This is a genomic window from Pseudoxanthomonas putridarboris (assembly GCF_038321125.1).
GTDB lineage: Bacteria > Pseudomonadota > Gammaproteobacteria > Xanthomonadales > Xanthomonadaceae > Pseudoxanthomonas_A > Pseudoxanthomonas_A putridarboris.
Map to the genome: position 1 here is coordinate 39,731 of NZ_JBBWWT010000001.1, position 25,901 is coordinate 65,631.

The 25,901-nt window shown below is 68.5% G+C and carries 23 protein-coding genes and 1 pseudogene; 10 read left to right on the top strand and 14 right to left on the bottom strand.

Features of this window, described 5'->3' with window-relative positions:
* Positions 1 to 2 precede the first annotated feature (2 nt).
* From AAD027_RS00185 to AAD027_RS00220, 8 genes are all read right to left on the bottom strand, one after another.
* Positions 3 to 371 (bottom strand): Na+/H+ antiporter subunit G, encoded by a 369-nt coding sequence (locus AAD027_RS00185; protein ID WP_425605359.1) that lies wholly within the window; start codon positions 369 to 371, stop codon positions 3 to 5.
* Positions 368 to 637, bottom strand: coding sequence for a K+/H+ antiporter subunit F (locus AAD027_RS00190; protein ID WP_341723997.1), 270 nt, complete (start codon positions 635 to 637; stop codon positions 368 to 370). Before AAD027_RS00190 ends, AAD027_RS00185 begins: the two co-directional genes overlap by 4 nt.
* On the bottom strand, positions 634 to 1,131 hold the full coding sequence (locus AAD027_RS00195; RefSeq protein ID WP_341723998.1) for a Na+/H+ antiporter subunit E: 498 nt from the start codon (positions 1,129 to 1,131) through the stop codon (positions 634 to 636). The genes AAD027_RS00190 and AAD027_RS00195 overlap by 4 nt, the downstream gene beginning before the upstream one ends.
* Positions 1,128 to 2,651 (bottom strand): monovalent cation/H+ antiporter subunit D, encoded by a 1,524-nt coding sequence (locus tag AAD027_RS00200; RefSeq protein WP_341723999.1) that lies wholly within the window; start codon positions 2,649 to 2,651, stop codon positions 1,128 to 1,130. Before AAD027_RS00200 ends, AAD027_RS00195 begins: the two co-directional genes overlap by 4 nt.
* On the bottom strand, positions 2,648 to 3,058 hold the full coding sequence (locus AAD027_RS00205) for a Na+/H+ antiporter subunit C (protein WP_341724000.1): 411 nt from the start codon (positions 3,056 to 3,058) through the stop codon (positions 2,648 to 2,650). The genes AAD027_RS00200 and AAD027_RS00205 overlap by 4 nt, the downstream gene beginning before the upstream one ends.
* Positions 3,058 to 5,883, bottom strand: a complete 2,826-nt coding sequence (locus AAD027_RS00210) for a monovalent cation/H+ antiporter subunit A (protein ID WP_341724001.1) — start codon at positions 5,881 to 5,883, stop codon at positions 3,058 to 3,060. The genes AAD027_RS00205 and AAD027_RS00210 overlap by 1 nt, the downstream gene beginning before the upstream one ends.
* Before the next feature lie 115 nt (positions 5,884 to 5,998).
* Positions 5,999 to 6,949, bottom strand: a complete 951-nt coding sequence (locus tag AAD027_RS00215; protein ID WP_341724002.1) for a calcium/sodium antiporter — start codon at positions 6,947 to 6,949, stop codon at positions 5,999 to 6,001.
* A 92-nt stretch (positions 6,950 to 7,041) separates the two neighbouring features.
* Entirely contained in the window at positions 7,042 to 7,665 is a 624-nt protein-coding gene (locus tag AAD027_RS00220; RefSeq protein WP_341724003.1) for a lectin, read from the bottom strand.
* A gap of 138 nt (positions 7,666 to 7,803) precedes the next feature.
* On the opposite strand from AAD027_RS00220, the gene AAD027_RS00225 reads away from it, so the two are divergent.
* Positions 7,804 to 8,340 (top strand): hypothetical protein, encoded by a 537-nt coding sequence (locus AAD027_RS00225; RefSeq protein ID WP_341724004.1) that lies wholly within the window; start codon positions 7,804 to 7,806, stop codon positions 8,338 to 8,340.
* Positions 8,341 to 8,343: 3 nt separating this feature from the next.
* Here the strand turns inward: AAD027_RS00225 and hmgA are convergent, their stop codons facing one another.
* From hmgA to hppD, 3 genes are all read right to left on the bottom strand, one after another.
* Positions 8,344 to 9,654 (bottom strand): homogentisate 1,2-dioxygenase, encoded by a 1,311-nt coding sequence (gene hmgA, locus AAD027_RS00230; protein ID WP_341724005.1) that lies wholly within the window; start codon positions 9,652 to 9,654, stop codon positions 8,344 to 8,346.
* 16 nt (positions 9,655 to 9,670) lie between these two features.
* Entirely contained in the window at positions 9,671 to 10,069 is a 399-nt protein-coding gene (locus tag AAD027_RS00235; protein ID WP_341724006.1) for an endonuclease domain-containing protein, read from the bottom strand.
* A gap of 117 nt (positions 10,070 to 10,186) precedes the next feature.
* Complete coding sequence (gene hppD / locus AAD027_RS00240; protein WP_341724007.1) at positions 10,187 to 11,281, bottom strand: 4-hydroxyphenylpyruvate dioxygenase; 1,095 nt, start codon at positions 11,279 to 11,281, stop codon at positions 10,187 to 10,189.
* Between the two features lie 101 nt (positions 11,282 to 11,382).
* On the opposite strand from hppD, the gene AAD027_RS00245 reads away from it, so the two are divergent.
* On the top strand, positions 11,383 to 11,886 hold the full coding sequence (locus AAD027_RS00245) for a MarR family winged helix-turn-helix transcriptional regulator (RefSeq protein WP_341724008.1): 504 nt from the start codon (positions 11,383 to 11,385) through the stop codon (positions 11,884 to 11,886).
* A 349-nt stretch (positions 11,887 to 12,235) separates the two neighbouring features.
* Here the strand turns inward: AAD027_RS00245 and AAD027_RS00250 are convergent, their stop codons facing one another.
* Together AAD027_RS00250 and AAD027_RS00255 are read right to left on the bottom strand one after the other, a co-directional pair.
* Complete coding sequence (locus AAD027_RS00250; RefSeq protein ID WP_341724009.1) at positions 12,236 to 13,768, bottom strand: peptide MFS transporter; 1,533 nt, start codon at positions 13,766 to 13,768, stop codon at positions 12,236 to 12,238.
* 189 nt (positions 13,769 to 13,957) lie between these two features.
* Positions 13,958 to 14,836 (bottom strand): tryptophan 2,3-dioxygenase, encoded by an 879-nt coding sequence (locus tag AAD027_RS00255; RefSeq protein ID WP_341724010.1) that lies wholly within the window; start codon positions 14,834 to 14,836, stop codon positions 13,958 to 13,960.
* A gap of 253 nt (positions 14,837 to 15,089) precedes the next feature.
* Between AAD027_RS00255 and AAD027_RS00260 the strand changes: the two genes are divergently transcribed.
* The 8 genes and pseudogenes from AAD027_RS00260 (at position 15,090) to AAD027_RS00295 (ending at position 24,053) form a co-directional block, all read left to right on the top strand.
* Positions 15,090 to 18,305: a lamin tail domain-containing protein gene (locus AAD027_RS00260; protein WP_341724011.1), complete on the top strand. Its 3,216-nt coding sequence runs from the start codon at positions 15,090 to 15,092 to the stop codon at positions 18,303 to 18,305.
* A 295-nt stretch (positions 18,306 to 18,600) separates the two neighbouring features.
* Entirely contained in the window at positions 18,601 to 19,677 is a 1,077-nt protein-coding gene (gene pdhA, locus AAD027_RS00265; RefSeq protein WP_341724012.1) for a pyruvate dehydrogenase (acetyl-transferring) E1 component subunit alpha, read from the top strand.
* An 8-nt stretch (positions 19,678 to 19,685) separates the two neighbouring features.
* A complete protein-coding gene (locus tag AAD027_RS00270; RefSeq protein ID WP_341724013.1) occupies positions 19,686 to 20,729 on the top strand; it encodes an alpha-ketoacid dehydrogenase subunit beta in 1,044 nt (347 codons plus the stop codon).
* A complete protein-coding gene (locus tag AAD027_RS00275) occupies positions 20,729 to 21,076 on the top strand; it encodes an SH3 domain-containing protein (RefSeq protein WP_341724014.1) in 348 nt (115 codons plus the stop codon). The genes AAD027_RS00270 and AAD027_RS00275 overlap by 1 nt, the downstream gene beginning before the upstream one ends.
* A gap of 111 nt (positions 21,077 to 21,187) precedes the next feature.
* Positions 21,188 to 22,615 (top strand): dihydrolipoamide acetyltransferase family protein, encoded by a 1,428-nt coding sequence (locus tag AAD027_RS00280; RefSeq protein WP_341724015.1) that lies wholly within the window; start codon positions 21,188 to 21,190, stop codon positions 22,613 to 22,615.
* A gap of 32 nt (positions 22,616 to 22,647) precedes the next feature.
* Complete coding sequence (locus AAD027_RS00285; RefSeq protein ID WP_341724016.1) at positions 22,648 to 22,995, top strand: VOC family protein; 348 nt, start codon at positions 22,648 to 22,650, stop codon at positions 22,993 to 22,995.
* Between the two features lie 141 nt (positions 22,996 to 23,136).
* A pseudogene (locus AAD027_RS00290) lies at positions 23,137 to 23,519 on the top strand (VOC family protein).
* A 147-nt stretch (positions 23,520 to 23,666) separates the two neighbouring features.
* Positions 23,667 to 24,053: a VOC family protein gene (locus AAD027_RS00295; RefSeq protein WP_341724017.1), complete on the top strand. Its 387-nt coding sequence runs from the start codon at positions 23,667 to 23,669 to the stop codon at positions 24,051 to 24,053.
* Positions 24,054 to 24,153: 100 nt separating this feature from the next.
* On the opposite strand, the gene AAD027_RS00300 is transcribed toward AAD027_RS00295, so the two are convergent.
* On the bottom strand, positions 24,154 to 25,776 hold the full coding sequence (locus tag AAD027_RS00300; protein ID WP_341724719.1) for a M28 family metallopeptidase: 1,623 nt from the start codon (positions 25,774 to 25,776) through the stop codon (positions 24,154 to 24,156).
* Between the last annotated feature and the right edge of the window lie 125 nt (positions 25,777 to 25,901).

Sequence of the window (25,901 nt, forward strand, 5' to 3'; positions counted from 1 at the left end):
GTTCACGCATCGCGTGCGTCCGTGCCGGCATCGGCTTTTTCCGGCTCGCCGGGCGCCTGCGGCAGTTCCGGCCGGTCTTCCATCATCAGCGACAAGGCGGCCTTGGCCATCAGGTGCGCGCTGATCGGCGCGGTGATGAACACGAACACGGTGATCAGCAGTTCGCGCGGCTGCGGGTCGTTGCCGGTGTAGGCGTGGTAGCCGATGGACGCCAGCAGCACGCAGCCCACGCCCAGCGTGCTGGCCTTGGTGGGCCCGTGCAGGCGCTTGAAGAAGTCGTTCAACTTCACCAGCCCCAGCGAACCGACGAAGATGAAGAAACTGGCCGTCGCCAGCAGCGCCACCAGCACGATTTCCACGAACAGGCTCATTCCACGATGTCCCGGCGGATCACGTACTTGCTCAGCACCACCGTGCTGACGAAACCCAGCAGGGCGATGATCAGCGCGGCTTCGAAGTAGACCGGCGTGTCCAGGTACATGCCGAACAGCATCAGTTCGGCGATGGCGGCGATGTTCAACGTGTCCAGCGCCAGGATCCGGTCCGGCACGGTCGGTCCGCGCAGGACGCGCCACAGCGCCATCAGCATGGACGCGCCCACCACCATCATCGAACCGGCGATCGCGTACTGGATCATGGGAATACCTCCATCAACGGGGCTTCGTAACGCCGCTTGATCTCGTCGATCGTCGCCTGCGCGTCCTTCAGGTTGAAGCAGTGCACCAGCAGGTAGCGGCGGTCTTCCGACAGCGCGGCCGACACCGTGCCCGGCGTCAGCGTGATCATGCTGGTCAGTGCGGCGATGCCGTGGATGTTGCGGATGTCCAGCGGCACCCAGATGAAGCCCGGCGTGATCGCCGACTCCGGCCCCAGGATGCGGCGCGCGACCTCCACGTTGGAGCGCACGATGTCCCACGCCACCACCGCCAGCATGCGCGGGACCGGCCGCAACGTGCCGATGCGGGCGAATTCGCGGTCCAGCCGCGCCCCGAACAACGGCACCACCACCGCCAGCACCGCCGCCATCGCCAGGTCGCCCGCGGCCACGCCGCCCACCATCAGCAGCCAAAGCGCGAACACCACCAGCGAGAATCCCGGCGAGGGGAACAACGTCTTCGGCATGGTCTTCATGGCGACGGACTCCGCTTCTGCGGCGCCGTGCCGCGGATGTGGTCGATCGCATCCACGGGCGCCATCAATTGCCGCGCCGCCGCCTGCGCGTACGCCATCACCGGCTGCGCCTTCACCGCCATGCCCACCCCCAGCGCCAGCAGTACCGTCACCGCGCCGTACTCGATGCGGCGGATCGGCGCCGGCGCCAGTTCCGAGACGTCGTCGACGCGCCAGAAGATGCGGCTGCCCGCGCGCGCCAGGCCGACCAGCACCATCAGGCTGCTGAGCAGCAGCACGCTCCAGACCAGCGCCACGCGTCCTTCCGGCACCGCCTGCATCAGCGACGCCTTGCCCAGGAAGCCGGACAGCGGCGGCAGGCCCGCCACCGATACCGCCGCCACCAGGAACAGCAGGCCCAGCGCGGTCTTCTCCGGCATCGGCGCGATCAGGTCCATGCGGTCGCCGGAGGCGCCGCGGCGGCGGCACACCAGGTCGGCGATCAGGAACAGCGCCGCGCCGACCAGGCTGCTGTGCACCAGGTAGTACAGGCCGGCGCCGATCGCCTTCTCGCTGTCCAGCGAGAAAGCGATGAACAGCGTGGCCGCCGACACCAATATCAGATAGGCCACCAGCGTGCGCAGGCGCACGGCCGCCAGCACGCCGAACGCCGCCAGCAGCAGCGTGGCCAGGCCCAGGTACAGCAGGCCGTCCCAGGCGAACCCGGCCAGTGCGCCCGCCTGCGCGCCGAACAGCAACGTCCCTACCCGCAGCACCGCGTACAGGCCCACCTTGGTCATGATGGCGAACAGCGCCGCCACCGCCGCCGGCGCGCGCGTGTAGGTGTCCGGCAACCAGAAGTACATCGGCAACAGCGCGGCCTTGGCGCAGAACACCACCAGCAGCAGCCCGCCGGCCGCCTGCACCAGCCGCGCGCTGTCCGGCGGCAGCTGGCCGATGCGCAGCGCCAGCTCGGCCATGTTCAGCGTGCCCAGCAACCCGTAGATCAATCCCAGCGCGATCAGGAACAGCGTGGACGCGGCGATGTTGAACGCCACGTAGTGCAGGCCGGCGCGCATGCGCTCGTCGCGCCCGCCGCTGAGCAGCAGGCCGTACGACGCGATCAGCATCACCTCGAAGAACACGAACAGGTTGAATACGTCGCCGGTCAGGAAGGCGCCGTTCAACCCCATCAGCTGGAACTGGAACAGCGCATGGAAGTGCGGCGCGCGCTTGTCCCAACCGGCGCAGGCGTACAGCAGGCAGGCCACCGCCAGCAGGTTGCCGGCCACCAGCATCAGCACGGACAGGCGGTCGGCCACCACCGCGATGCCCAGCCGCGCCGGCCAGTCGCCCAGCAGGTACACCGCCACCTCGCCGCCGGAGACGCGGTACAGCAGCAGGCCGACCACGCCCAGCAGCGCGACCGTGCCCAGCGCCGCGATCGCGCGCTGCGTGCGTATGCCGCGGCGTTCCAGCAACAGCGCCAGCGCACCGGCGAACAGCGGGACCAGGATCGGCAGGACGGGCAGGTGCGTCATCCGCCGCCCTCCTCTTCCACTTCCACGCCATCGCGCAGGCCGCCGTCCGGCGAGATCGGCGACGGCGCGGCTTCGGGCTTGGCGTCCACGTGGTCGCTGTGGTTGTCCGAGCGGCTGCGCATCGCCACCACGATCGTCACCGCCGTCATCGCGAAGGCGATCACGATGGCGGTCAGCACCAGCGCCTGCGGCAGCGGATCGATGTAGTGCTCCAGCGTGGCCGGCACGCCGTCGCGCAGCACCGGTGCGCGGCCGACCGACAACCGGCCGCCGGAGAAGATCAGCAGATTGGTGGCGTAGGACAGCAGGGTCAGGCCCAGGATCACGTCGAAGCTGCGCGCGCGCAGCAGCAGATAGACGCCTGCGGCGGTCAGGATGCCGATGGCGCTGGCCAGTGCGATTTCCATCAGCGCAGCTCCGCGGTGCGTGGCGAACGTTTCACCGGATCGATCCGGCCGCGGCGCGAGGCGCGCCGGCGGGCCGGCTCGATGGTGCCCATCATCGACAGGATCAGCATCGCGCCGCCGAACACCACCAGGTACACGCCGATGTCGAAGCCGATGGCGCTGGCCAGCGGCACTTCGCCGATCCAGGGCAGCACCGGTTCGGCATGCCCGCTGGTCAGGAACGGCAGGCCCAGCAGCATCGGCGCCACGCCGGTCAGCCCGGCGATCAGCAGGCCCGCGCCGATGCAGGCCACGTAGTTGAAGCCGAAGCGCGATTCCACCGAGGCCGCGCCCTGCACCACGTACTGCATCAGCAAGGGCACCGCCAGCACCAGGCCGGCGATGAAGCCGCCGCCCGGCGCGTTATGGCCGCGCAGGAACAGGTAGACGGACACGGTAAGCGCCATCGGGAACAGGATCTGGGTCAGGTCCGCCGGCACCGGCAGCGCGATCGGGCCGCCGGGCATGTGCTTCTCTGGCGCCATCCGCACGCGCCGCAGCAGCGCATGCACCACCAGCGCCGCGATGCCGAACACGGTGATCTCGCCGAAGGTGTCGAAGCCGCGGAAGTCCACCAGGATCACGTTGACCACGTTGCGCCCGTAGGCCTCCGGCAACGAACGCGCCAGCAGCTCGCCGGCGATGGTGTCGGCCGGGCGCGTCATCATCGCGTAGGCCAGCATGGCCACGCCCGCGCCCGCCGCCAGCGCGATGCCCGCGTCGCGCCACTGCCGCCAGCGCGACGGCTCCGGCGGCGAGGTCGGCGGCAGGTAGTTCATCGCCAGCAGCAGCAGCGCCAGCGTCACCATCTCCACCAGCAACTGGGTCAGCGCCAGGTCCGGCGCCGACAGGAACGCGAACGCCAGGCTCACCATCAGGCCGATCACGCCCATCACGATCACCGCCAGCAACCGCTGCCGGTACAGCACCAGCGTCGTCGCCGTCGCCGCCAGCATCGACAGCCACAGCAGCCAGCCCAGCGCCGGCATGGTGTGCAGGCGCGGCTCGGGCAACGCCACTTCGCGCAGGAACGGCCATGCGCCGGCCACGATGGCCGCGCCCACCAGCCAGCGCACGCTGCGCTGCAGGCTGCCGTTGGCCAGCGCATCGGTGAACCGCGACGCCAGCCGGAACATCGCCTCCAGGTTGAACCGGAACAGCGTGCGCCCCAGCGACTGGCGCACCACCGCGTGCAGGTCGAACAGCCGGCGCAGGCTGAAGTACAGCGCCACGCCGCCCACCACGCCTCCCAGGCTCATCAACAGCGGCAGGTTGACGCCGTGCCATACCGCCAGGCTGTATTCCGGCATCCGCTCGCCCAGCAGGGACGTCGCCGCCGCGCGCAATGCCGGCGCCACCGTCCAGGCCGGCGCGACGCCCACCGCCACGCACAGCACCACCAGCACCTCCACCGGGATCTTCATCCAGCGCGGCGGCTCGTGCGGCTCGCGGTCCAGCGCGCGCGGCCCCTTGCCGAAGAAGGTCTCGTAGACGAAGCGCAGGCTGTAGGCCACGCCGAACACGCCGGCCAGGAACGCGGCGACGATCATGGCGATGCGCATCGGGCCGCGCTCGTCGATCTCCAAGGCCTCGGCGAAGAACATCTCCTTGGACAGGAAGCCGTTGAGCAGCGGAATGCCCGCCATCGCCAGCGAGGCGATGATCGCCAGCGCGCTGGTGAAGGGCATCGACCGTCGCAGGTTGCCCAGCCGGCGCATGTCGCGGGTGCCGGTCTCGTGGTCGATGATGCCGGCGGCCATGAACAGCGAGGCCTTGAAAGTGGCGTGGTTGAGGATGTGGAACAGCCCCGCCACCACCGCCATCGGCTTGGACAGGCCGAACAGCATCGTGATCAGGCCCAGGTGCGAAATGGTGGAATACGCCAGCACTCCCTTCAGGTCGTGCTGGAAGATCGCGTTCCACGCGCCGATCAGCATCGTCAGCGCGCCCACCGTGCTGACCACGTAGAAGAACAGGTCGGTGCCGGCCAGCGCCGGGTGCAGGCGCGCCAGCAGGAACACGCCCGCCTTCACCATCGTCGCCGAATGCAGGTAGGCCGACACCGGCGTGGGCGCCGCCATCGCGTGCGGCAGCCAGAAATGGAACGGGAACTGCGCGCTCTTGGTGAACACGCCGGCCAGCACCAGCGCCAGCACGGCCGGGTACCACGGGCTGGCGCGCAGCGTGTCGGCCGCCGCGTAGACCGCGTCGATCTCGTAGCTGCCGACGATGCGGCCGATCAGCAGCACGCCGGCCAGCAGCGCCAGTCCGCCGCCGCCGGTGATGACCAGCGCCATCTGCGCGCCCTCGCGGGCGTCGCTGCGCTGCGACCAGAACCCGATCAGCAGGAACGAGCTGATGCTGGTCAGTTCCCAGAACACCACCAGCAGCAACAGGTTGCCGGCCAGCACCATGCCCAGCATGGCGCCCATGAACAGCAGCAGGTAGGCGTAGAAGCGCGGCGCGCTGTCGTCGCGGCCGAGGTAGTAGTGCGCGTACATCACCACCAGCGCGCCGATGGCCAGCACCATGCCGGCGAACATCCAGGCCAGCCCGTCCAGCCGCAGCGAGAAGGCCAGGCCGATCTGCGGCAACCAGGCGTGTTCGCCGCGCACGATGTGGTCGGCCAGCACCGCCGGCGTCAGCCAGGCCAACAACAGCAGGCCCAGCACCGGCGCCGAGGCCGCCAGCCAGGCCGTCGTACCGCGCGAAACGCCGCGCGCCAACGCCACCACCAGCGCCAACACGAACGGCAGGGCCAGCAGGATTTCGAGGAAAGGGATCATCAACCGCCTTGCGTTGCAGGGAATGCGAGATTCGCGAGCAATATCCGAGTTTAACAGGCCCGCGAACGCCACCGCCCATGGCGTAAGGTCGGCGCGTCGATGCAGGAGAAGGCCCTCAGGCCAGCAGCGCGACTTCCAGCGCCACCCAGCCCACGAACGCCGCCGCCAGGATGCCGCCTTCCACGCGGCTGACCTTCAGGTCGCCGCGCAGCATGGGATAGAGCACGAGCACGAAGGCGATGGCGGCCGGCAGTTCCAGCCGCACGAACGACTCGGGCAACGCCAGCGGACGGAACGCCGCCATGCCGCCCACCACCACCAGCAGGTTGAACAGGCTGGAACCGATGACGTGGCCGGCGACCATGTCGCCCTGCCCGCGCCGCGCCGCCATCACCGCGGCGGCCACCTCCGGCAAGGCGCTGCCGATGGCCACCGGCAGCAGGCCGGTCAACAACGGCGACAGGCCCCAATGCGCGCCGATCACCGGCGCCCCCTGCACCACGTAGCGCGCGCCGAAGTAGAGCAGCGCGGCGGCCACCCCGAAACGCAGCAGGTTCATCCACAACACCACGCGGGTGCCGGCATAGGCTTCCACTTCCGCACGCACGTCCGGCGATTCGCGCGGCGCGCGCGCCAGCAGGAACCCGAGCATCGCCACGAAGCCGAGCAGCAGCACGCAACCTTCGACGCGGCTGATCACGCCATCCAGGCCGAACACGATCAGCGCCAGCGTGGCCACCGCCAGCAGCACCAGCAGCGGCGACAGCACGCGCATGCGGATCAGCACCGGCGCCACCAGCGCCGCCAGGCCCAGCGTCAGGCCGAGGTTGACGATGTTGCTGCCCACCGCGTTGCCCAGGGCCAGATCCTGCGCGCCCACCCACACCGCGCGCGCGTTGACCGCCAGTTCCGGCAGCGACGTGCCGAAGGCGATCAGCAGCAGGCCGGCGACGAAGGGCGAGGCGCCGAATCGTTGCGCCAGCCCCGAAGCGCCCTTGACGATGGAGTCGCCACCCAGCGCCAGCAGCACCAGGCCCAGCGCGAAATATCCCCAGGCTTCCATCATCGCCGTCCCCCTCCCTCGTGGTATCCGGCGATTCTATGCCCGGCCGCCGCGGCCCGGCCAGCGACGGCCCCGCGTACGGCCGCCGCGATCGATCAGGAACAGCCTTCCACGTAGTCCACCTGCGGGGACAGGCCCACCCGCCACGAGGTGACCTTGCCGTCGGCATCGGCCTCGAAGACCAGCCGGGTCGGCGCCACGTCGCCGGCGTCCAGGGACAGGTACTGGCCGCCCTGCGTGTACTTGTGCGGCGCGGCCTTCAGCGCGCCCCCGTAGAGCTTCTGCAGTTCGTCCACGCTCATGCCGACCTTGCCGCCGCCCGGCGCGGTTTCCTTGTCGATGCCCACGTCGTAACGGACGAACTTGCCTTCTTCCATCATGAAAGCGAAGTCGGCCGGCCGCGTGATCCACTTCGGCCACAGGTAGTGGCAACTGGTGCCTTCGGTGGGCGAGCCGTTCAACTCGCCGCCCCAGGCCGCGCGCGCTTCCTCCACGGTGCTGCCCAGCTTCATGTCGCCATAGCCCAGGAAGCTGGCCTGGCTGACCGGACCGGCCGGCACCGCGGTGTCGTCCACGGCCGGGGCCGGTTGCGTGGTGACGGCCATCGGCGTGCTCGTCGCCGTGGTCAGCGGTTCGGTCCCGGTCTTCGCCGGGACGTCCTGCCGCTGGCATGCGCTGAGCAGGGTGACCGCCATCACGATCGGCAGCATCGACTTCATTCGGTTCTCTCCGGAAACAAACTCGCAGATTAACGGCAGAACGTTAAGTCGCCGCGAACGCATTGTGTCGAAGCGTGCTGTCATTCGCATTTCATCGCACTCGACTAGCGTGTGGGCCCTCCCCTCCTTCGCATGGCCATGCGCCCGCACAAGACAGACCTCGCCCGCCGGACCCTGCAGGCCCACGACGGCACGCTGGGCATGCGCGAGCGGCGCGCGCTGATCCTGTGCGATGGCCAGCGCGACCTGGACGAACTGGTGCGCCTGTTGGGACAGGATGTCCCCGATCTGGTGCAACGACTGGCGGAGGCCGGCTACCTGTCGGTGCAGGCGTCCGCGCACGCGCCCTCGTTCGCCGCACCCGCACCGGCAACGCCTGCGCGCACGCAGGCCGGCCCGCGCCGCTCGCTGGTCGCGGCCAAGGTATACGCGCTGGGCATGCTGGAACTGCAACGCGACGACGATGCCGCGCGGCATCGCCAGCAACTGCAATCGCGGCGGGACGACGACGCACTGGTCGAAGCGCTGGTGGAAACCCTGCGCTTCCTCGAATCGCGCGTGGCCGCATCGCTGGCCGCGCGCATCCGCGAACGCCTGGCCGAAGTATTGCCGGAGGAACACCTGCCGCGCCTTGGCGCGGCCACTTCGCAACAGAGCGAACCCGCGCTGTCCTGACGATCAGCCCGCGGGCGGACGGAAGTGCTTTTGCAGGCCGGCCCAGCACGCCTGGTAGTCGCGCTGCCGATGCGCCGCGTCGATGGCCTGCCGCGTCGGCCGGATCACCGCGCGCGTCTCGAACATGAAGGCCATGGTGTCGCGGATGACATCCGGCTTCGACAAGTCGGCGCTGCTGCCCTTCTCGAAAGTGGCCGCATCCGGTCCATGCCCGGTCATGCAGTTGTGCAGCGACGCGCCACCGGGCGCGAAACCATCGGCCTTGGCGTCGTACACGCCATGGATCAGCCCCATGAACTCGCTGGCCACGTTGCGGTGGAACCACGGCGGACGGAACGTGTCCTGCGCCACCAGCCAGCGCGGCGGGAAGATCACGAAGTCCAGGTTCGCCGTGCCCGGCGTGTCGCTGGGCGAGGTCAGCACGGTGAAGATGGACGGGTCCGGATGATCGAAGCTGATCGAGCCGATCGTGTTGAAACGGCGCAGGTCGTAACGGTACGGCGCGTAGTTGCCGTGCCAGCCCACCACGTCCAGCGGCGAATGGCCGATGTCGGCGCGCCACAGATGGCCCTGGAACTTGGCGACCAGTTCGAATTCGCCCTCGATATCTTCGTAAGAAGCGACCGGGGTCTCGAAATCGCGCGGATTGGCCAGGCCGTTGGCGCCGATCGGTCCCAGGTCCGGCAGCCGCAGCAGCGCGCCGAAGTTCTCGCACACGTAGCCGCGCGATGCGCCGTCCGGCAGGTCCACGCGGAAGCGCACGCCGCGCGGGATCACCGCGATCTGCAGCGGCTCGATGTCGATCGCACCCAGTTCGGTGGCGATATGCAGGCGGCCCTGCTGCGGCAGGATCAGCAATTCGCCATCGGCGCTGTAGAAATAACGCCCCTGCATGGACCGGTTGGCCGCGTACAGGTGGATGCCCACGCCGTGCTGGCCTTCGGCCGAGCCGTTGCCGGCCATGGTGTAAAGGCCTTCGACAAAGTCGGTGGGCGTTTCCGGCAACGGCAGCGGCGACCAGCGCAACTGGTCCGGCGACACCGGGCCGGTGCCGAAGTCGTTGTGGAACGCAGGCTGCGAGAACGGCGCGAATGTCCCGTGCATCGCCGCCGGACGGATGCGGTACAGCCAGCTGCGCCGGTTCTCCCGGCGCGGCGCGGTGAACGCGGTGCCGCTCAACTGTTCGGCGTACAGCCCATGGGCGACGCGCTGCGGCGAATTGCGCCCCACCGGCAGCGTGCCGGCCACGGCCTCGGTGGCGAAGTCGTTGCCGAAGCCGGATTGGTAGGGATTGTCGATCTTGCTCGTGGACATTCGGATGCCTCGCTGCCTAAAGCCCCTCTCCCACCGGGAGAGGGGTTGGGGAGAGGGTACGGTCGCCGACGATGTTCCAGATCGCCTCGACCACCGCCTCCATGTCGTTCAGTACCTCATTGTCCCAGAAGCGGACCACTTGCCATCCCTGCGATTGAAGATATCGCGTGCGGACCGCGTCCTTTTCGTCCGTATGCTGCGACCCGTCCAGTTCGATCACCAACTTGCGTTCCACGCAACAGAAATCGGCGATGTAGGGTGGAATGGGATGCTGCCGACGAAACTTGAGGCCGCCCAGGCCCCCGGCACGCAGATGTCGCCAGAGATTCCGCTCCGCATCCGTCATTTCACGGCGAAGCTTTCTGGAATGCTGCTTCGTCGTCGTGGGTAACGGTGGTTTGACCGTCCTTGGCATGGCCTTTCCTGACCTGCGTTTCCTGTGAGGGGAGGGGTGCACTGTGATCTGCGACCGCCTGGTTCCACCGGACCCTCACCCCAACCCCTCTCCCGGAGGGAGAGGGGCTCGTATCGTTCAAAGCACGCCGCGCTTCATCTGGTCGCGCTCGATGCTTTCGAACAGGGCCTGGAAGTTGCCTTCGCCGAAGCCTTCGTTGCCCTTGCGCTGGATGATCTCGAAGAAGATCGGGCCGATCGCGTTCTGGGTGAAGATCTGCAGCAGCTTGCGCTGGTGGGTTTCCGGGTCGGCGTCGATCAGGATCTTGTTCCTGGCCAGCCGCGGCACGTCCTCGCCGTGGTTGGGCACGCGCTGGTCGATGACGTCGAAGTAGGCGTCCGGCGTGTCCAGGAATTCGATGCCCTGTTCGCGCATGGCTTCCACGGTGTCGTAGATGTTGTCGGTGAAGCAGGCGATGTGCTGGATGCCCTCGCCCTTGTAGGCGTCCAGGTATTCGTTGATCTGCGACTTCGGATCTGACGATTCGTTGAGCGGGATGCGGACGATGCCGTCCGGCGCGGTCATCGCCTTGGACAGCAGGCCGGTCTTGGCGCCCTTGATGTCGAAGTAGCGGATCTCGCGGAAGTTGAACAACCGCTCGTAGTAGTCCGACCACTTGGCCATGTTGCCGAAGTACAGGTTGTGGGTCAGGTGGTCGATGAAGGTCAGGCCGAAGCCCTTCGGGTCCTGCTCGGCACCCTGAATGGGCAGGTAGTCGGCGTCGTAGATGCTGCCGGCGCTGCCGTAGCGGTCCACCAGGTACAGCATGCAATCGCCGATGCCCTTCACCACCGGCGCCGGCACGGCGCGCGTGTCGGCCAGGTGCACGATGGCCTCGCCACCGTTGGCGACGACCTTGGCCACCACCTCGTCGGCGGGATGCTTGAAGCGGATCGCGAAGCCGCACGCGGACGGGCCGTGCGCGCGGGCGAACCCGGCGGCGAACGAATCCGGGTCCTCGTTGACCAGGAAGTTCACCCCGCCCTGGCGATACACCGTGATCGGGCGCGTCCGGTGACGCAGCACCGCGGTGAAGCCGAGGCGGCGGAAGTAGTCGTGCAGCGCTTCACCCTGTCCCTCGGGCGCGGCAAACTCGACGAATTCGAAGCCGTCGATGCCCATCGGGTTCTCGAAGGTGGTGACCTGCATGCCGAGGTTGGGTTGTGCGTTCATGGGGCGCCTCGCTAGGCTTGCATCGGATATCCGCCTTTATAGTTTCAACTGAAACTATAAGCAAGCGGCGCCGCAGCATGCCCCTCCTACCGGCCCCTTCCATGACAGACCCCGCGCAAGACGAACACGCCTCCGACGAGCACCCTTCCCACGCCCACGCCGTCCTGGAACTGGAGCACTTCCTGCCCTACCGGCTCAGCATCCTGTCCAACCGGGTCAGCCAGACCATCGCCCAGCTGTACGAGCGCCGTTTCGGCCTGGCGATCACCGAGTGGCGGATCATGGCGGTGCTGGGCCGCTACAAGGACCTGTCGGCCGGCGAGGTGGCCGAGCGCACCGCGATGGACAAGGTCGCCGTCAGCCGGGCGGTGGCGCGGCTGCTGGAGCGCGGCCTGATCGCCCGCGAGACCCACGGCCACGACCGTCGCCGCTCGGTGCTGGCGCTGTCGGAGGTGGGCTATTCGGTCTACGACGAAGTCGCGCCGATGGCGCTGGAATGCGAACGCCGCCTGCTGACCCACCTGTCGGCCGAGGAGAAGGCGCAACTGGATGCGCTGATGGGCAAGCTGACCGAAGGCATCGCGCACATGGCGGAGCCGCATTGAGGGGTCGACCACCGTCGGCAACTACGGGCAACGTGAAACACAATCGGAAACGAACACGGCAGCCAATGGCCGCCGTGTTCGTTTTTGCCGTCATCCCGGCGCAGGCCGGGACCCAGCGACTTGCGGATGGTTCACAGGCACGGGACCCCGGCTTGCGCCGGGGTGACGATTCCGCAAAACCGCGCCCACACTCCGGGCGCGGGCAGAATCCTGTTGCTCTTGCCGTCATCCCGGCGTAGGCCGGGACCCAGCGACTTTCTCAAGCCAACTGCAAGTCGCTGGATCCCCGCCTTCGCGGGGATGACGCACCGGCCAAGGCATGCCCGCAACGCGGGCACGCGCCGGTGCGTCACTTGACCCCGTGCATCAGCTTCTGGATCAGCGGCGCGACCACGAACAGCAGCACGCCCGAGCCCACCAGCGCCCAGAAGCCGAACGTGTAGCCGGCGTGCGCCGATGCGACCGTCATGCCGCCTTCGCCGCTGACGCGGCCGGCGAAGATGCCCGCCATGTTGTTGCCGATCGCGATGGACAGGAACCAGCAGCCCATCGCCATGCCGGCCAGGCGCGAGGGCGCCAGCTTGGTGGTCATCGACAGGCCGATCGGCGACAGGCACAACTCGCCGACGGACTGGATCACGTAGACCATGAACAGCGTCCAGAACGGGATCTTGCCGTTGCCGTCCACCATGCTCGACAGCGCCACCATCAGCAGCAGGAACGCCAGGCCGTTGAAGATCAGGCCCAGGCCGAACTTGCGAGGGATGATCGGATTGTTCTTGCCCATCTTCACCCACAGCCAGGCCAGCACCGGCGCCAGCGCGATGATCGCCACCGAGTTGACCGACTGGAACCAGGACACCGGGAAATCGTTGGTTCCCGCGAAGGTCTGGAACAGCCAGGACATGCCGATATCGCGATCGACGATGCGGTCGGCCAGGAAGTTGAACGAACTGCCGGCCTGCTCGAAGAACATCCAGAACAGCACGTTGAAGACGAAGATCACCAGCATCGCGATGACCTTGTCGCGGGCCACCTTGCCTTCGCGCACCCCCTCGACGACCAGCATGATGGCCGGGATGACGAACAGCGCCATCAGGATGCCCTGCAACAGGTTGGCGTCGATGGTCAGCAACGCGTAGAACATCGGGATGCCGATCACGGCGCCGAACAGCAGGACGAGGCCGATGTTGCGCATCCCCGTCTGGTGCTCGGCGGGCAGGCCGATGCCCTGCAGCTGCCTGCGGCCGAACCAGAACCAGACCAGGCTCAGCAGCATGCCCACGCCGGCGGCGATGAACACCACCTTGTAGGCCGGCATGTCCTCGATGCCGAACACCTTCTTGGCCAGGTACTGGGTCACCAGCGGCGCCAGCAGCGCGCCGATGTTGATGCCCATGTAGAAGATGGTGAAGCCCGCGTCGCGGCGCGCGTCGCCCTGGGCGTACAGCTTGCCCACCATGGTGGAGATGATCGGCTTGAACAGGCCGTTGCCGACGATGATCGTGGCCAGGCCCAGCTTGAACATCGACTCGCTCGGCAGGGCCAGCAGGAACAGGCCCGTCGACATGAACACCGCGCCCAGCAGGATGGAACGCTGGAAGCCGATCAGCTTGTCGGCCACGTAGCCGCCGAAGATGGCGCCGGCGTAGACCAGCGCCAGGTAGGCGCCGTACAACTCGCTGGCCGGCTTCTCGCCGGACGTATCGCCGCCGTGGAACTGCGCCACGATGTACAACACCATGGCCCAGCGGATGCCGTAGAACGCGAAGCGTTCCCAGAACTCGGACATGAACAGCATCCACAAGGGACGCGGGTGTCCCAGCACCTGCTTGAATTCCGGTATCCGCTCCGGCGTTTGCGTATCGACGGCACCGCTCATGCGGTCTCCCCCTTCAAAAAGTGATTCAGGAATGACAAGACCGTGCGAAACGCACGGGACGCGGGAGGATCACCGACCCGCCCGGGCCGCGTCAAATGGCTGAAACATGGGTGTGCTGGCTCTCGGCGCGCAACGACAACCCATTAAATCACTGAATTTTCAGGGATTTCGTGAAATGAACAGGGCTCTTCAATAGGCCTGCGACGACCCCGGCTTGCCGTCGATGGTGGTCCGTACCTCGAACAATTCCGGGAAGAACGTCAGTTCCAGCGCCTGTTTCAGGAAGCCCACGCCGCTGGAACCGCCGGTCCCTCGCTTGAAGCCGATGATGCGCATCACCGTGCGCATGTGGCGGAACCGCCACAGCTGGAACTGGGTTTCCAGGTCCACCAGGTCCTCGCACAGCGCGTACTCGCGCCAGTAGCGGTCGGTGTCCTCGTAGATGGCCTCGAACACCGGCAGCAGCGCCGGATCGGAGGCATGCGCCTGCCGCCAGTCGCGCCGCAGGTGCTGCGCCGGGATGGCATGGCCGAAACGCGACAGGTAGATCAGGAACTCGTCGTACAGGCCGGGGGCGTTCAACACCGCTTCCAGTCCCGCGTGGCCCGCAGGGTCGTGCGAGAACACCTTCAGCATCGCGGCGTTCTTGTTGCCCAGCAGGAACTCGATGGTGCGGTACTGCAGCGACTGGAAGCCCGACGAAGGCCCCAGCAGGTCGCGGAAACCCATGTATTCCGACGGCGTCAGCGTTTCCAGCACCGACCACTGCTCGGTCAGCTGGCGCAGCACCTGCTTGCTGCGCGCCAGCACCTTGCGACATTGCCACACCTGGTCGCGTTGCAGGAAATCGATCGCCGCGCGCAGTTCGTGGATCATCAGCTTCATCCACAGCTCCGACACCTGGTGCTGCACGATGAACAGCAGCTCGTCGTGGTGCATCGGGTCCGACACCGGTTGCTGCGCGGCCAGCAACTGGTCCAGCCGCAGGTAGCCGCCATAGGTCATGCGCCCGGACAGGTCGGTGTGGATGCCCGCTTCCAAGGGGCGCTCGTTCTTTTCTACGGACATCCGTCGGTCGGTCGATACGCTGCGGCGGCAGCAAGGGCCACAGCGTAACCGATGGCACGCCCGCCCCTTCGCGTCCGCGCGCGAAGGCCAGCAAAAACCGGCACTTATGTCATCGGCATGCAATGCATGCGCGCGAGGCTTCCGCTACATTGCGTCGGCCGGGGGCGGCACTCGCCTTCGACGGGGGGCGGCGTCCACACCACAGTCAGGGAGTGTCTGTTCCATGGAAATGCCACGGGGCCGCATCTCGGCCATGCTCTTCTCACTGGCGATCCTGTTCGCCTCCGCCACCTCCGCGCAAGCCCAGGTGGTCATCAGCCAGATCTACGGCGGCGGCGGAAATGCCGGCGCCACGCTGAAGAACGACTTCATCGAACTGCGCAACAACGGCTCCGCGCCGGTAAGCCTGGACGGCTGGAGCGTGCAGTACGCATCCTCGGCCGGTTCGAGCTGGTCGCGCACCAACCTTGCCGGCAGCATCGCGCCGGGCGGATTCTACCTGATCCAGCAGGCGCAGGGCGCGGGCGGCACCATCGACCTGCCCCCGCCGGACGCCACCGGCACCATCGCCATGGCGGCCACGGCCGGCAAGGTGGCGCTGGTCAACACCACCACCGCGCTGACGGGAACTTGCCCGCTGGCGGAAACCATCGTGGTCGACTTCGTCGGTTTCGGCAGCGCCGCCAACTGCTTCGAGGGCGCCGCGCCCACCGCCACGCTCAGCAACACCACCGCCGCGCTGCGCCATGGCGACGGCAGCGTGGACACTGACAACAACAACGCCGACTTCGCCATCGGCGCGCCCAATCCGCGCAACAGCGGCGCCGAGCCGCCCGAACCGCCGGAACCGCCCGTCGCGCTGACCATCCCGCAGATCCAGGGCAGCGGACTGGCCTCGCCGCACGTGGACAAGCGCGTGATCACCGAAGGCATCGTCACCGCGGTGAAGTTCAACAACGGCTTCTTCCTGCAGGCGGCCAACGACGACGGCGACCCGGCCACGTCCGAAGGCATCTTCGTGTTCACCAGCAGCGCGCCGCCGGCCACCGCCGCGGTCGGCAACCGCGTGCGGGTGACCGGCACGGTCGCCGAGTTCGTCCCGGCCTCCAATCCGCACCAGTTGGCGATCACCGAGATCGTCACGCCCACGGTGGAACTGCTGGAGACCGGCGTGGCCCTGCCCGCGGCGGTGGAACTGAGCGCGGCCGAACTGGCCCCGGACGCCCTGCCCGGCACGCTGGAACGGCTGGAAGGCATGCGCGTGAGCGTGGCGCAGGCCACCGTGGTGGCGGCCTCGGGCGGCAGCCTCAACGAGGCCAACGCCACGGCCTCCGGCGACGGCGTCTTCCACGTCACCCTGCCCGGCGTACCGCGCCCCTTCCGCGAGACCGGCATCGGCGTGATGGACACCATCGACATCCCGGCCGGCAAGGATCCGCCGCGCTTCGACACCAACCAGGAACGCCTGATGGTGCGCAGCCGCGGTCAGGTGGGTGCGCTGCCGATCTCCGTGGACGTGGGCGCCAGCGTCGCCGGCCTGGTCGGCGTGCTGGACTACTTCGCCGGCACCTGGGCGCTGCTGCCGGACGCGGCCACGCCGCCTTCGGTGAGCGGCGGCCTGCTGCCGCGTGCGGCCAACGACCCGGACTACGACGAGGTCACCATCGGCAGCTTCAACCTGCTGCGCCTGTTCGACGAAGTGAACGACGGCAACGGCGCGGTCACGCTGACCCCGCAGGCGCTGGACAAGCGGCTGGCCAAGGCCTCGCTGGCGATCTGCGACTTCCTGAAGGCGCCCGACATCCTGGGCGTGGTGGAAGTGGAGAACGTGCGCGTGCTGCAACTGCTGTCCGAACGCATCGACGCCACCTGCCCCCGTCGTCCCGGCTACGCGCCCTACCTGGAACCGGGCAACGACGTGGGCGGCATCAACGTGGGCTTCCTGGTCAGCACGCGCGCCATCGCCGGCGGCACGCCGCGCGTGGAAGTGCTGGACGTGGCGCAGTTCGGCAAGGCCACCACGCTGGCCAATCCCGACGGCAGCACCAGCCTGCTCAACGACCGTCCGCCGTTGCGCCTGCGCGCCCGCGTGCACCAGGACACCGCCGGCAGCTACCCGGTCACGGTGATCGTCAACCACCTGCGCTCGCTCAACGGCATCAACGACACCCCGCCCGGCAGCAACGGCTGGGCCACCGGCGGCGAGCGCATACGGGTGAAGCGCGGCACGCAGGCGGCCTACCTGGCCGGCCTGGTGCAGCAGATGCAGCAGGCCAACCCGGACGAGAAGATCGTGCTGGTCGGCGACTTCAACGCGTTCGAGTTCAGCGACGGCTACGTCGACGTGATGGGCATCATCCGCGGCGACGCGGCGGCTCCGGACCAGGTGCTGACCTGGATCGACAGCCCGCTGGGCACGCCGCTGATCGACGGCTCGCAGTTGATCGCCGACCCGGCCGAACGCTACTCCTACGTCTTCGAAGGCAGCGCGCAGACGCTGGACCACGTGCTGGTCAACGAAGCGCTGGTGATGGATGCGAACCTGCGGGTGGAGCATGCGCGCATCAACGCCGACTTCGGCGTGGACAACTTCGGCGACGCCAGCCTCGCGGTGCGTTCGTCCGACCACGACCCGGTGCGCCTGAGCATCCGCGTGCCGGGCTTCGCCCGCGCCGACCTGTCGGTGACCGCGGCGGCCGACCGCAGCACGGCCAGCGTCGGCGACACCGTGCGTTACACGGCCAGCGTGCGCAATGCCGGTCCCGGCAGCGCCGCGCCGGCCGCCGTGGCCTTCGTGTTCGCCGCCGAACTGTCGCCCGTGATGACCGGCATCGCGCCGGGCTGGAGCTGCGCGGCGCCGGTGCACGCCACGGGAACCACGCGCACCACCTGCACCACCGCGTCGCTGGCGGTGGGCGCGGAAGCGGCGTTCGCATTCCAGGCCGTCGTGCCGGCCAGCGCCGCCGGCACCGCGCTCGGCCTGGGCGTGTCCGCCCATTCGCCGGTGCTGGACCCGGCCAACGGCGACAACACCGCGTCCGTGCCGGTACAGGTGGCCGCCCTGCCGACGAAGAAGGCCGACCTGTCGGTCAAGCTGGCCGGCGGTGCGCTGCCGCTCCTGCGCGGCACCATCGCCACCCTGCTGGTGCCGGTGCGCAATGCCGGCCCGGATGCCGCCGAGCAGGTCAAGGTACTGCTGACCAGCAACGTGGAAGCCCGTTACGCCGCCGTGGCCGCGCCGAGCGGCTGGTCGTGCAGCCGGGTGCAGGACACCGCCGAGGGTTCCGCCGCCGAATGCACGCGCCGGGGCGCCATGTCCCGCGGCACGCAGACGCTGGCGTTCGCCATGGTCGTGCCCGGCAAGCCCAAGCGCGGGACCGAGTTCGAGTTCGAGGCCGCGGTGAGCAGCGACACCCCGGATCCGAACCCGGGCAACAACCGCGACCGGCTGGTGCAGCGGATCCGCTGAACTTCCGGCACCTTCCGGCAGTCGACAAGGGCGCGGCGATCCGCGCCCTTGTTGTTTCCGCATACCCGCGACCGGCTGCCGAACGCGACGCCGGTCACCACCCGCACGCAGGACCACAGCGCATGCTGACACCGCACGACACCGCGCAAGTGCCTGCTTTGCCGGAAGTTTCCCGCATGCGATCGACGCCATGCGCGCCGGTGTTGTTGCAGCGCAGGACAGTCGTTCGCCTCCGGTTCTTTAACATTGCATGCTTAACATTCAACGCAAGACCCGACACGAGCGACCCGCTTAGATGACCATCGCCGCGAAATTCGAGATCGAATACCTGCAGTACCTGGGGCCGGACGGCACCCTGGTGCGCGACGACCTGCCCGAATCCGGGCGCGACACCCAGCGCCTGCGCGAACTGTTCAAGCAGATGCTGTTCGTGCGCACCTTCGACACCAAGGCCATCGCATTGCAGCGCACCGGCAAGCTGGGCACCTACGCCAGCTGCCTGGGCCACGAGGCCACCCACGTCGGCATCGGCGCGTCGATGAAGCCGGAAGACGTGTTCGCCCCCAGCTACCGCGAGTACGGTGCGCAGTTCATGCGCGGCGTGGAACCCCGCGACGTGCTGATGTACTGGGGCGGCGACGAGCGCGGCAACGACTTCAAGGTGGCCAGGCACGACTTCGCCTGGAGCGTGCCCATCTCCACCCAATGCCTGCACGCGGCCGGCGCCGCGCTGGCGTTCAAGCTGCGCAAGCAGCCGTACATGGCGGTCAGCGCCTGCGGCGACGGCGGCTCGTCGAAGACCGACTTCTACGCCGCACTGAATTCCGCCGGCGCCTACGAACTGCCGCTGGTGCTGTGCGTGATCAACAACGGCTGGGCCATCTCGGTGCCGCGCAAGGCGCAGACCGGCGCGCAGACGCTGGCGCAGAAGGGCCTGGCCGGCGGCCTGCACTGCCTGCAGGTGGACGGCAACGACCTGATCGCGGTGCTGGAAGGCATGCGCCGCGCCGCCGAGCGCGCCCGCAAGGGCCAGGGCGGCACGGTGATCGAGTTCGTCACCTACCGCCTGTCCGACCACACCACCGCCGACGACGCGCGCCGCTACCGCGAGGACGCGGAAGTGAAGGCCGCCTGGGAACGCGAGCCGATGACGCGCCTGCGCACCTGGCTGACCGCGCAGGGCGCCTGGAGCGAGGCCGAGGAAGCGGAATGGAAGGAGGAATGCGGCGCGCGCGTCGATGAAGAGGTGAACGCCTACCTCAATACGCCGGTGCAGCCGGTCGAGGCGATGTTCGACTACCTGTACGCCGATCCTCCGCCGGAACTGCTGGCCCAGCGCGCCGCCGCGCTGGCCGCGGAGGGCCGCCGATGAGCACCGTGATGAAACCCGAAAACAAGACTGTGGGAGCGACGTCGGTCGCGACACCCCAAGCCGCCGCCACGCCCACCGCGATCACCCTGATCGAGGCCATCACCCAGGCGCTGGCCTGGGAGATCGCCCACGACGACACCGTGATGGTGCTGGGCGAGGACGTGGGCGTGAACGGCGGCGTGTTCCGCGCCACCGCCGGCCTGCAACAGCGCTTCGGCGCGGACCGCGTGCTGGACACGCCGCTGGACGAGACCACCATCGCCGGCCTCACCGTCGGCCTGGCCGCGCAGGGCATGAAGCCGGTGGCCGAGGCGCAGTTCGACGGCTTCGTCTACCCGATGGTGGACCACATCATCTGCCACGCCGCGCGCATGCGCTACCGCACCCGCGGCCGCCTGCACTGCCCGATGGTGCTGCGCGTGCCGTGGGGCGGCGGCATCCGCGCGCCGGAACACCATTCCGAAGCCAACGAATCCATCTTCACCAACGTGCCCGGCCTGCGCGTGGTCATGCCGTCCTCGCCGCAGCGCGCCTACGGCCTGCTGCTGGCGGCGATCCGCGACCCGGACCCGGTGATCTACATGGAGCCCAAGCGCATCTACCGCCAGTACAAGGAAGTGGTGGCCGACGACGGCGAGGCGCTGCCGCTGGACGTGTGCTTCGTGCTGCGCGACGGCACCGACGTGACCCTGGTGACATGGGGCGCGCAGGTGAAGGAAACGCTGGAAGCGGCCGACAAGCTGGCCGCCGAGGGCATCAGCGCCGAAGTGATCGACGTCGCCACGCTGAAGCCGCTGGACTTCGACACCATCGCCGAATCGGTGGGCAAGACCGGCCGCTGCGTGATCGTGCACGAGGCGCCGCGCACGGCGGGCTTCGGCGCCGAGATCGCCGCGCGCCTGGCCGAGCATTCCATGTACGACCTGCTGTCGCCGGTCGAGCGCGTCACCGGCTTCGATACCCACATCCCGCTGTTCCGGCTGGAGATGAAGTACCTGCCCAGCGTGGACAAGATCGTCGCGGCCGCCAAACGGACCCTGGCGAACGGCTGATGAAACGCGCGCGGGTCATCGCGACGCACCGCACGCCGGACCGGCCCGCCGTCCGCGTGGCCACGGGGGACCGCGTCACGCTGGGCGAGCGCGACACCGACTGGCCGCACTTCGTCTGGGCCACGCTGGCCAGCGGACTGGGCGGCTGGATCCCGGCGGCGATGTTCGACGCCGAACGCGGCGCGGCCACCGCGCTGGACGACTACGATACGCGCGAACTGGATGCGGAGGCCGGCGAAACGCTGGTGCTGCACCACGAGATGGCGGACTGGTGGTGGGCGGAGAACGTGCTGGGCAAGGCCGGCTGGGTACCCGCGCGCAACCTCGAACTCATCGACGAGCGCTGAACGGCCCGTAGAGCCGGGCTTGCCCGGCCACGGCTTCGCCAAACTTGTTCAGCCGGGCGAGCCCGGCTCTGCACCGAAACGAAACGAACGAACACAGATCAGGAACCGAGCATGAGCGACAGCAAGACCTTCCATCTTCCCGACCTGGGCGAAGGCCTCCCGGACGCGACCATCGTCGAGTGGTTCGTCAAGGAGGGCGACGTGATCCGCCTGGACGAACCGCTGGTGTCGATGGAGACCGCCAAGGCAGTGGTCGAAGTGCCCTCGCCCGTCTCCGGCAAGGTGGTGAAGCTGGCCGGCGGCGCGGGCGACGTGGTGATCACCGGCAGCATGCTCGCCGTGTTCGAGCCCGACCCGAACCTGCCGCAGCGCGCGGAAGGGCAGGATACCGGCCACCATCATGGGCCACCGAAGGAATCCGCTGTAGGAGGGGCTTCAGCCCCGACCACTCCAACCACCGCGAACGTCGGGGCTGAAGCCCCTCCTACAAAAGCGACGGAAAACGAACGCGCCGACGCCGGCACCGTGGTCGGCGCCATGCAGTCCTCCAACGCCATCCATGCCGAACAGGCGGTCGCCGTGGGCGGCGTCAGGGCCATGCCGGCCGTGCGCGCGACGGCGAAGAAACTGGGTGTGGACCTGGCCCGCGTGCGCGCCACCGGCGCCGATGGCGCGGTGACCATGCAGGACGTGAAGCAGGCGGCGGCGGAGGGCTCCGCCCCTGTAGGAGGGGCTTCAGCCCCGACCGCTTCGCCGCGCGCCCGCGTCGGGGCTGAAGCCATGCCCCCATCCGCCCTCCGGGCACCTTCCCCCGCAAGCGGGGAAAGGGAAGCTCATGCACGCACTGCGCTCTCCGCCTCCGGCAAGCCGATGCGCACGCAGCCGCCGGGAGTCTCCGTCAGCGGTCAGCCGGAACAGTTGAAGGGCGTGCGCCGCAACATGGCGCGGGTGATGGCCGATGCGCACGCCAAGGTGGTGCCGACCACGCTGAGCGACGACGCCGACGTGCACGCCTGGACGCCCGGCAACGACGTCACCGTGCGCCTGATCCGCGCCATCGTGCGCGCCTGCAAGGCGGTGCCAGCGCTGAACGCCTGGTTCGACGGCGACAAGCTGACCCGCACGCTGCACCCGCAGGTGGACATCGGCATCGCCGTGGACACCGACGACGGCCTGTTCGTGCCGGCGCTGCGCAACGCCGACATCCTGGACGCGCAGGGCGTGCGCGAAGGCATCAACCGCCTGCGCGCGCAGGTGGAGGACCGCAGCATCCCGGCGTCGGAACTGAGCGGCTACACCATCTCGCTGTCCAACTTCGGCATGTTCGCCGGCCGCTACGCCACGCCGGTGGTGGTGCCGCCCTGCGTGGCCATCGTCGCCGCCGGCCGCGCGCGCCACCAGGTCACCCCGGTGATGGGCGGCTTCGAATCGCACAAGGTCGTCCCGCTGTCGGTGACCTTCGATCACCGCGCCTGCACGGGCGGCGAGGCGGCGCGCTTCCTGAAGACGCTGATCGACGACCTGGCCCTGCCGGCCTGAAGCGCGCAGTCGTGTTCCGCCGCCTGACGCCGATGCTGCGTACCTCGGACCTGCCGGGGACGCTGGCGTTCTATCGCGACGTGCTGGGCTTCGAACTGGCTTCCGGCGGTGTCGCCGAGGGATGGCTCGCCCTGCGCCGCGACGCCGCCGGGTTGATGGCGTCGGGCCTCAACGACCACGAAGGCGACGCGGCCCCCGCCTTCACCGGCTCGCTCTACTTCGAAGTCGCCGATGTGGACACGCTATGGGATGCCGTGCGCGACCACGCGCGCATCTGCTACACGCCGGAGGACTTCGCCTACGGCATGCGCGAGTTCGGCATCTACGATAACAACGGCTATCTGTTGCAGTTCGGCATGCCCCTCCGCGCCGACGCGTAGGGCGCGCGCTGGGGTACCCTACGGAAACCTGAATCGACCTGTAGGAGCGCCCTCGGGCGCGATGCTCTTCATGGCGTCAATGCAAAAGCATCGCGCCCGAGGGCGCTCCTGCAGGCGCACATGACACCACGGAGCTTCGCCATGACCCATCGCAGCCGGCTTGCCGGTTTCATCATCGATTGCCAGGGCGGCGACCATGACGCCGCGGCGGACTTCTGGAGCCGCGCCCTGGGCCTGCCCATCGCGGAAACCTATGAAGACGGCGAGGCGCGCTATGCCGAACTGGCGGAAGCGCCCGGTGGCTTGCACGTCGAAGTGCAGCGCGTTTCGCACGCCTCCCGCGTGCACCTGGACATCGAGAGCGACGACATCGACGCGAGGCCGACCGTCTGGAGAAGCTCGGCGCCAAGCGCATCGGCTTCGTCAAACGCTGGTGGGTGATGGAAGCGCCCACCGGACACCGGTTCTGCATCGTGCGCCTGCGCGACCGTCCCGGCGCCGCCGAGCCGAACACCTGGGATTGACGTAGGGTGCGCCCTGGCGCACCTCACGGAGAATGCGGATCGACCGTAGGAGCGCCCTCGGGCGCGATGCTTTTTTACCTGACGTCACGAAGAGCCTCGCGCCCGAGGGCGCTCCTGCAATGGAACACGACACCACGGAGTTTCGACATGACCCACCGCAGCCGCCTTGCCGGTTTCATCATCGACAGCCAGGTCGACGACCTGCCCGCCGCCTCCGCGTTCTGGAGCCAGGCGCTGGGGCTGAAGATCACCCATCCGGACGACGGCGACCTGGGCATCTACGACAAGTTCGAGCCCGGCCCCGGCGGGCTGCACATCGAGGTGCAGAAGGTCGCGCATCCTTCGCGCGTGCACCTGGACATCGAGACCGACGACATCGACGCCGAAGTCGCGCGCCTGGAGGCCCTGGGCGCCAAGCGCATCCAGCACGTGCGCGACCGCTGGTGGGTGATGGAAGCGCCGACCGGCCACCGCTTCTGCGTGGTGCCGATGGACGAGGACAGCCCGCGCGGAAAGCCGAACGAGTGGAAGTGATCCCTACCCCGTAGGAGCGCCCCATGGGCGCGATGCTCTTGCTTGCCACGCACCCCGGGAAAAGCATCGCGCCCATGGGGCGCTCCTACAACAGCTACCGCTAGCGCCGCGCCGCTTCGCTCTTCTCGCGCACGGCCTTGAATTCGGAGCCTTCCTGCCATTGCGGCCATGCCGCGCTGTCGGCGATGCCCTGCCCCAGGTCGTACAGCAAGGTCACGTCCTGCGCCTGGCCGCTCGCCTCCCAGGCCGGCGTCCACGCATCGCAGGGCTGGTGGTAGCAGTTGGCGAAGTAGGCATCGCGCAAGGCCTTGCCGCTTTCCACGCCACCGTCCCGCCGGTCCAGCCCTGCGCCCGCGGTGATCGCCGGCACGCCGGCGCGCGCGAAAGCGAAATGGTCGGCGCGGTAGAAGAAGCCCGCTTCCAGGTTCGGGTCCGGCGAATAACGGCGTCCGCGCGCTTCGGCCACGCGCTTGAGGTCCTGCTCCAGCGACACGCGACCGTTGCCCCACGACGCGATATCGTGGTTGGGGCCGTCCGGGCTGAGCATTTCGATGTTGATGACCGCGGCGGTCTTCTCCAGCGGCACCAGCGGGTTGGCGGCGAAATACGTGGCGCCCTGCAAGCCTTTTTCCTCGGCCGTCAGCACCACGAACAACAGGCTGCGCTGCGGGCGCGGACCGGCGGCGAAGACCCGCGCCAGTTCCAGCACCGCCACCACGCCGGTGGCGTTGTCCACCGCGCCATGGCGGATGCGGTCGCCCTGCGCGTCCGGTTGGCCCACGCCGAACGCGTCCCAGTGCGCCGAATAGATCACGGTCTCGTCCGCGCGTTGCGTGCCTTCCAGCCTGCCGACCACGTTGTGCGTGACCACCTGGTCGCGCTTGACGTCGAACGACGCCGACAAGGTAGCGTCGCCCAGCGGCACCGGCGCGAACTGCGGCGTCCGCGCCCTCTTCTTCTCGGCCTCGAAGTCGAGGCCGGCGCGTTCGAACAGCGAGACCGCCAGTCCGCGCTGCATCCAGCCGCGCAGCGGCGTGTGGTAACGGGCGGCATCCGCCCGCGGAATGTCGAACAGCGGCGACAGGCCCGAACTCTTCACCGTGGCCCAGCCGTACGCCGCCGGCGCGGTCTCGTGCACGATCAGCACGCCGGTGGCGCCCTGCCGCGCGAGCTCCTCGTACTTGTAGGTCCAGCGACCGTAGTAGGTGACCGCGCGGCCATCGAACGCGCCCGGCTGCGGCGTCTCGAAATCCGGATCGTTGACCAGCACCACGGCGATCTTGCCGCGCAGGTCCACGCCCTTGTAATCGTCCCAGCCACGCTCGGGCGCATTCACTCCATAGCCGACGAAGACCAGCGGGGCTGCATCCACCCGCACGCGATCCACCGGCGCCAGGCTCTGCAACACCACGTCCCCGCCGTTGTCCAGCGCCTGCGGCTTGCCGCCGACCTGGAGCGTGGCCTGTACCGGCCCCTCGACCTGCGCGCGCACCAGGGGCACGGCCTGCGTCCAGCCGCCGTTCTCGCCGCCGGGCTGCACGCCAGCCTTCTTCAGCTCGTCGATGAGGTAAGCGACGGTCTTCTCTTCGCCCGGCGTGGCCGGCGCACGACCCTCGAATTCGTCCGAGGCCAGGATGCGCACGTGGCGCGACAGGTTCTCCGCGCTGATGCCGCCACCGGGAACATCGGCCGCGAACGCGGGCACCGCCAACAGCGAGAACATGGCCAGGACAAGACGTTGCTTCACCACCACCCACCTCGAAAATTCGGAACACCGCGAGTCTACGCGATCGCTCTGCGGAAGCGGCTCACGCCCGGACACCCGTAGGAGCGCCCCATGGGCGCGAT

Excerpts from the sequence above, each read along its gene's own strand:
- AAD027_RS00205 (WP_341724000.1), bottom strand. The coding sequence starts at position 3,058 with ATGGAAATCGCACTGGCCAGCGCCATCGGCATCCTGACCGCCGCAGGC.
- AAD027_RS00220 (WP_341724003.1), bottom strand. The coding sequence starts at position 7,665 with ATGAAGTCGATGCTGCCGATCGTGATGGCGGTCACCCTGCTCAGCGCA.
- AAD027_RS00200 (WP_341723999.1), bottom strand. The coding sequence starts at position 2,651 with ATGACGCACCTGCCCGTCCTGCCGATCCTGGTCCCGCTGTTCGCCGGT.
- AAD027_RS00295 (WP_341724017.1), top strand. The coding sequence starts at position 23,667 with ATGACCCACCGCAGCCGCCTTGCCGGTTTCATCATCGACAGCCAGGTC.
- AAD027_RS00250 (WP_341724009.1), bottom strand. The coding sequence starts at position 13,768 with ATGAGCGGTGCCGTCGATACGCAAACGCCGGAGCGGATACCGGAATTC.
- AAD027_RS00300 (WP_341724719.1), bottom strand. The coding sequence starts at position 25,776 with ATGTTCTCGCTGTTGGCGGTGCCCGCGTTCGCGGCCGATGTTCCCGGT.
- AAD027_RS00235 (WP_341724006.1), bottom strand. The coding sequence starts at position 10,069 with ATGCCAAGGACGGTCAAACCACCGTTACCCACGACGACGAAGCAGCAT.
- AAD027_RS00210 (WP_341724001.1), bottom strand. The coding sequence starts at position 5,883 with ATGATCCCTTTCCTCGAAATCCTGCTGGCCCTGCCGTTCGTGTTGGCG.
- hppD (WP_341724007.1), bottom strand. The coding sequence starts at position 11,281 with ATGAACGCACAACCCAACCTCGGCATGCAGGTCACCACCTTCGAGAAC.
- AAD027_RS00285 (WP_341724016.1), top strand. The coding sequence starts at position 22,648 with ATGCTGCGTACCTCGGACCTGCCGGGGACGCTGGCGTTCTATCGCGAC.
- AAD027_RS00255 (WP_341724010.1), bottom strand. The coding sequence starts at position 14,836 with ATGTCCGTAGAAAAGAACGAGCGCCCCTTGGAAGCGGGCATCCACACC.
- AAD027_RS00245 (WP_341724008.1), top strand. The coding sequence starts at position 11,383 with ATGACAGACCCCGCGCAAGACGAACACGCCTCCGACGAGCACCCTTCC.
- AAD027_RS00185 (WP_425605359.1), bottom strand. The coding sequence starts at position 371 with ATGAGCCTGTTCGTGGAAATCGTGCTGGTGGCGCTGCTGGCGACGGCC.
- AAD027_RS00260 (WP_341724011.1), top strand. The coding sequence starts at position 15,090 with ATGCTCTTCTCACTGGCGATCCTGTTCGCCTCCGCCACCTCCGCGCAA.
- AAD027_RS00225 (WP_341724004.1), top strand. The coding sequence starts at position 7,804 with ATGCGCCCGCACAAGACAGACCTCGCCCGCCGGACCCTGCAGGCCCAC.
- AAD027_RS00195 (WP_341723998.1), bottom strand. The coding sequence starts at position 1,131 with ATGAAGACCATGCCGAAGACGTTGTTCCCCTCGCCGGGATTCTCGCTG.
- AAD027_RS00215 (WP_341724002.1), bottom strand. The coding sequence starts at position 6,949 with ATGATGGAAGCCTGGGGATATTTCGCGCTGGGCCTGGTGCTGCTGGCG.
- AAD027_RS00275 (WP_341724014.1), top strand. The coding sequence starts at position 20,729 with ATGAAACGCGCGCGGGTCATCGCGACGCACCGCACGCCGGACCGGCCC.
- hmgA (WP_341724005.1), bottom strand. The coding sequence starts at position 9,654 with ATGTCCACGAGCAAGATCGACAATCCCTACCAATCCGGCTTCGGCAAC.
- AAD027_RS00190 (WP_341723997.1), bottom strand. The coding sequence starts at position 637 with ATGATCCAGTACGCGATCGCCGGTTCGATGATGGTGGTGGGCGCGTCC.
- pdhA (WP_341724012.1), top strand. The coding sequence starts at position 18,601 with ATGACCATCGCCGCGAAATTCGAGATCGAATACCTGCAGTACCTGGGG.
- AAD027_RS00280 (WP_341724015.1), top strand. The coding sequence starts at position 21,188 with ATGAGCGACAGCAAGACCTTCCATCTTCCCGACCTGGGCGAAGGCCTC.
- AAD027_RS00270 (WP_341724013.1), top strand. The coding sequence starts at position 19,686 with ATGAAACCCGAAAACAAGACTGTGGGAGCGACGTCGGTCGCGACACCC.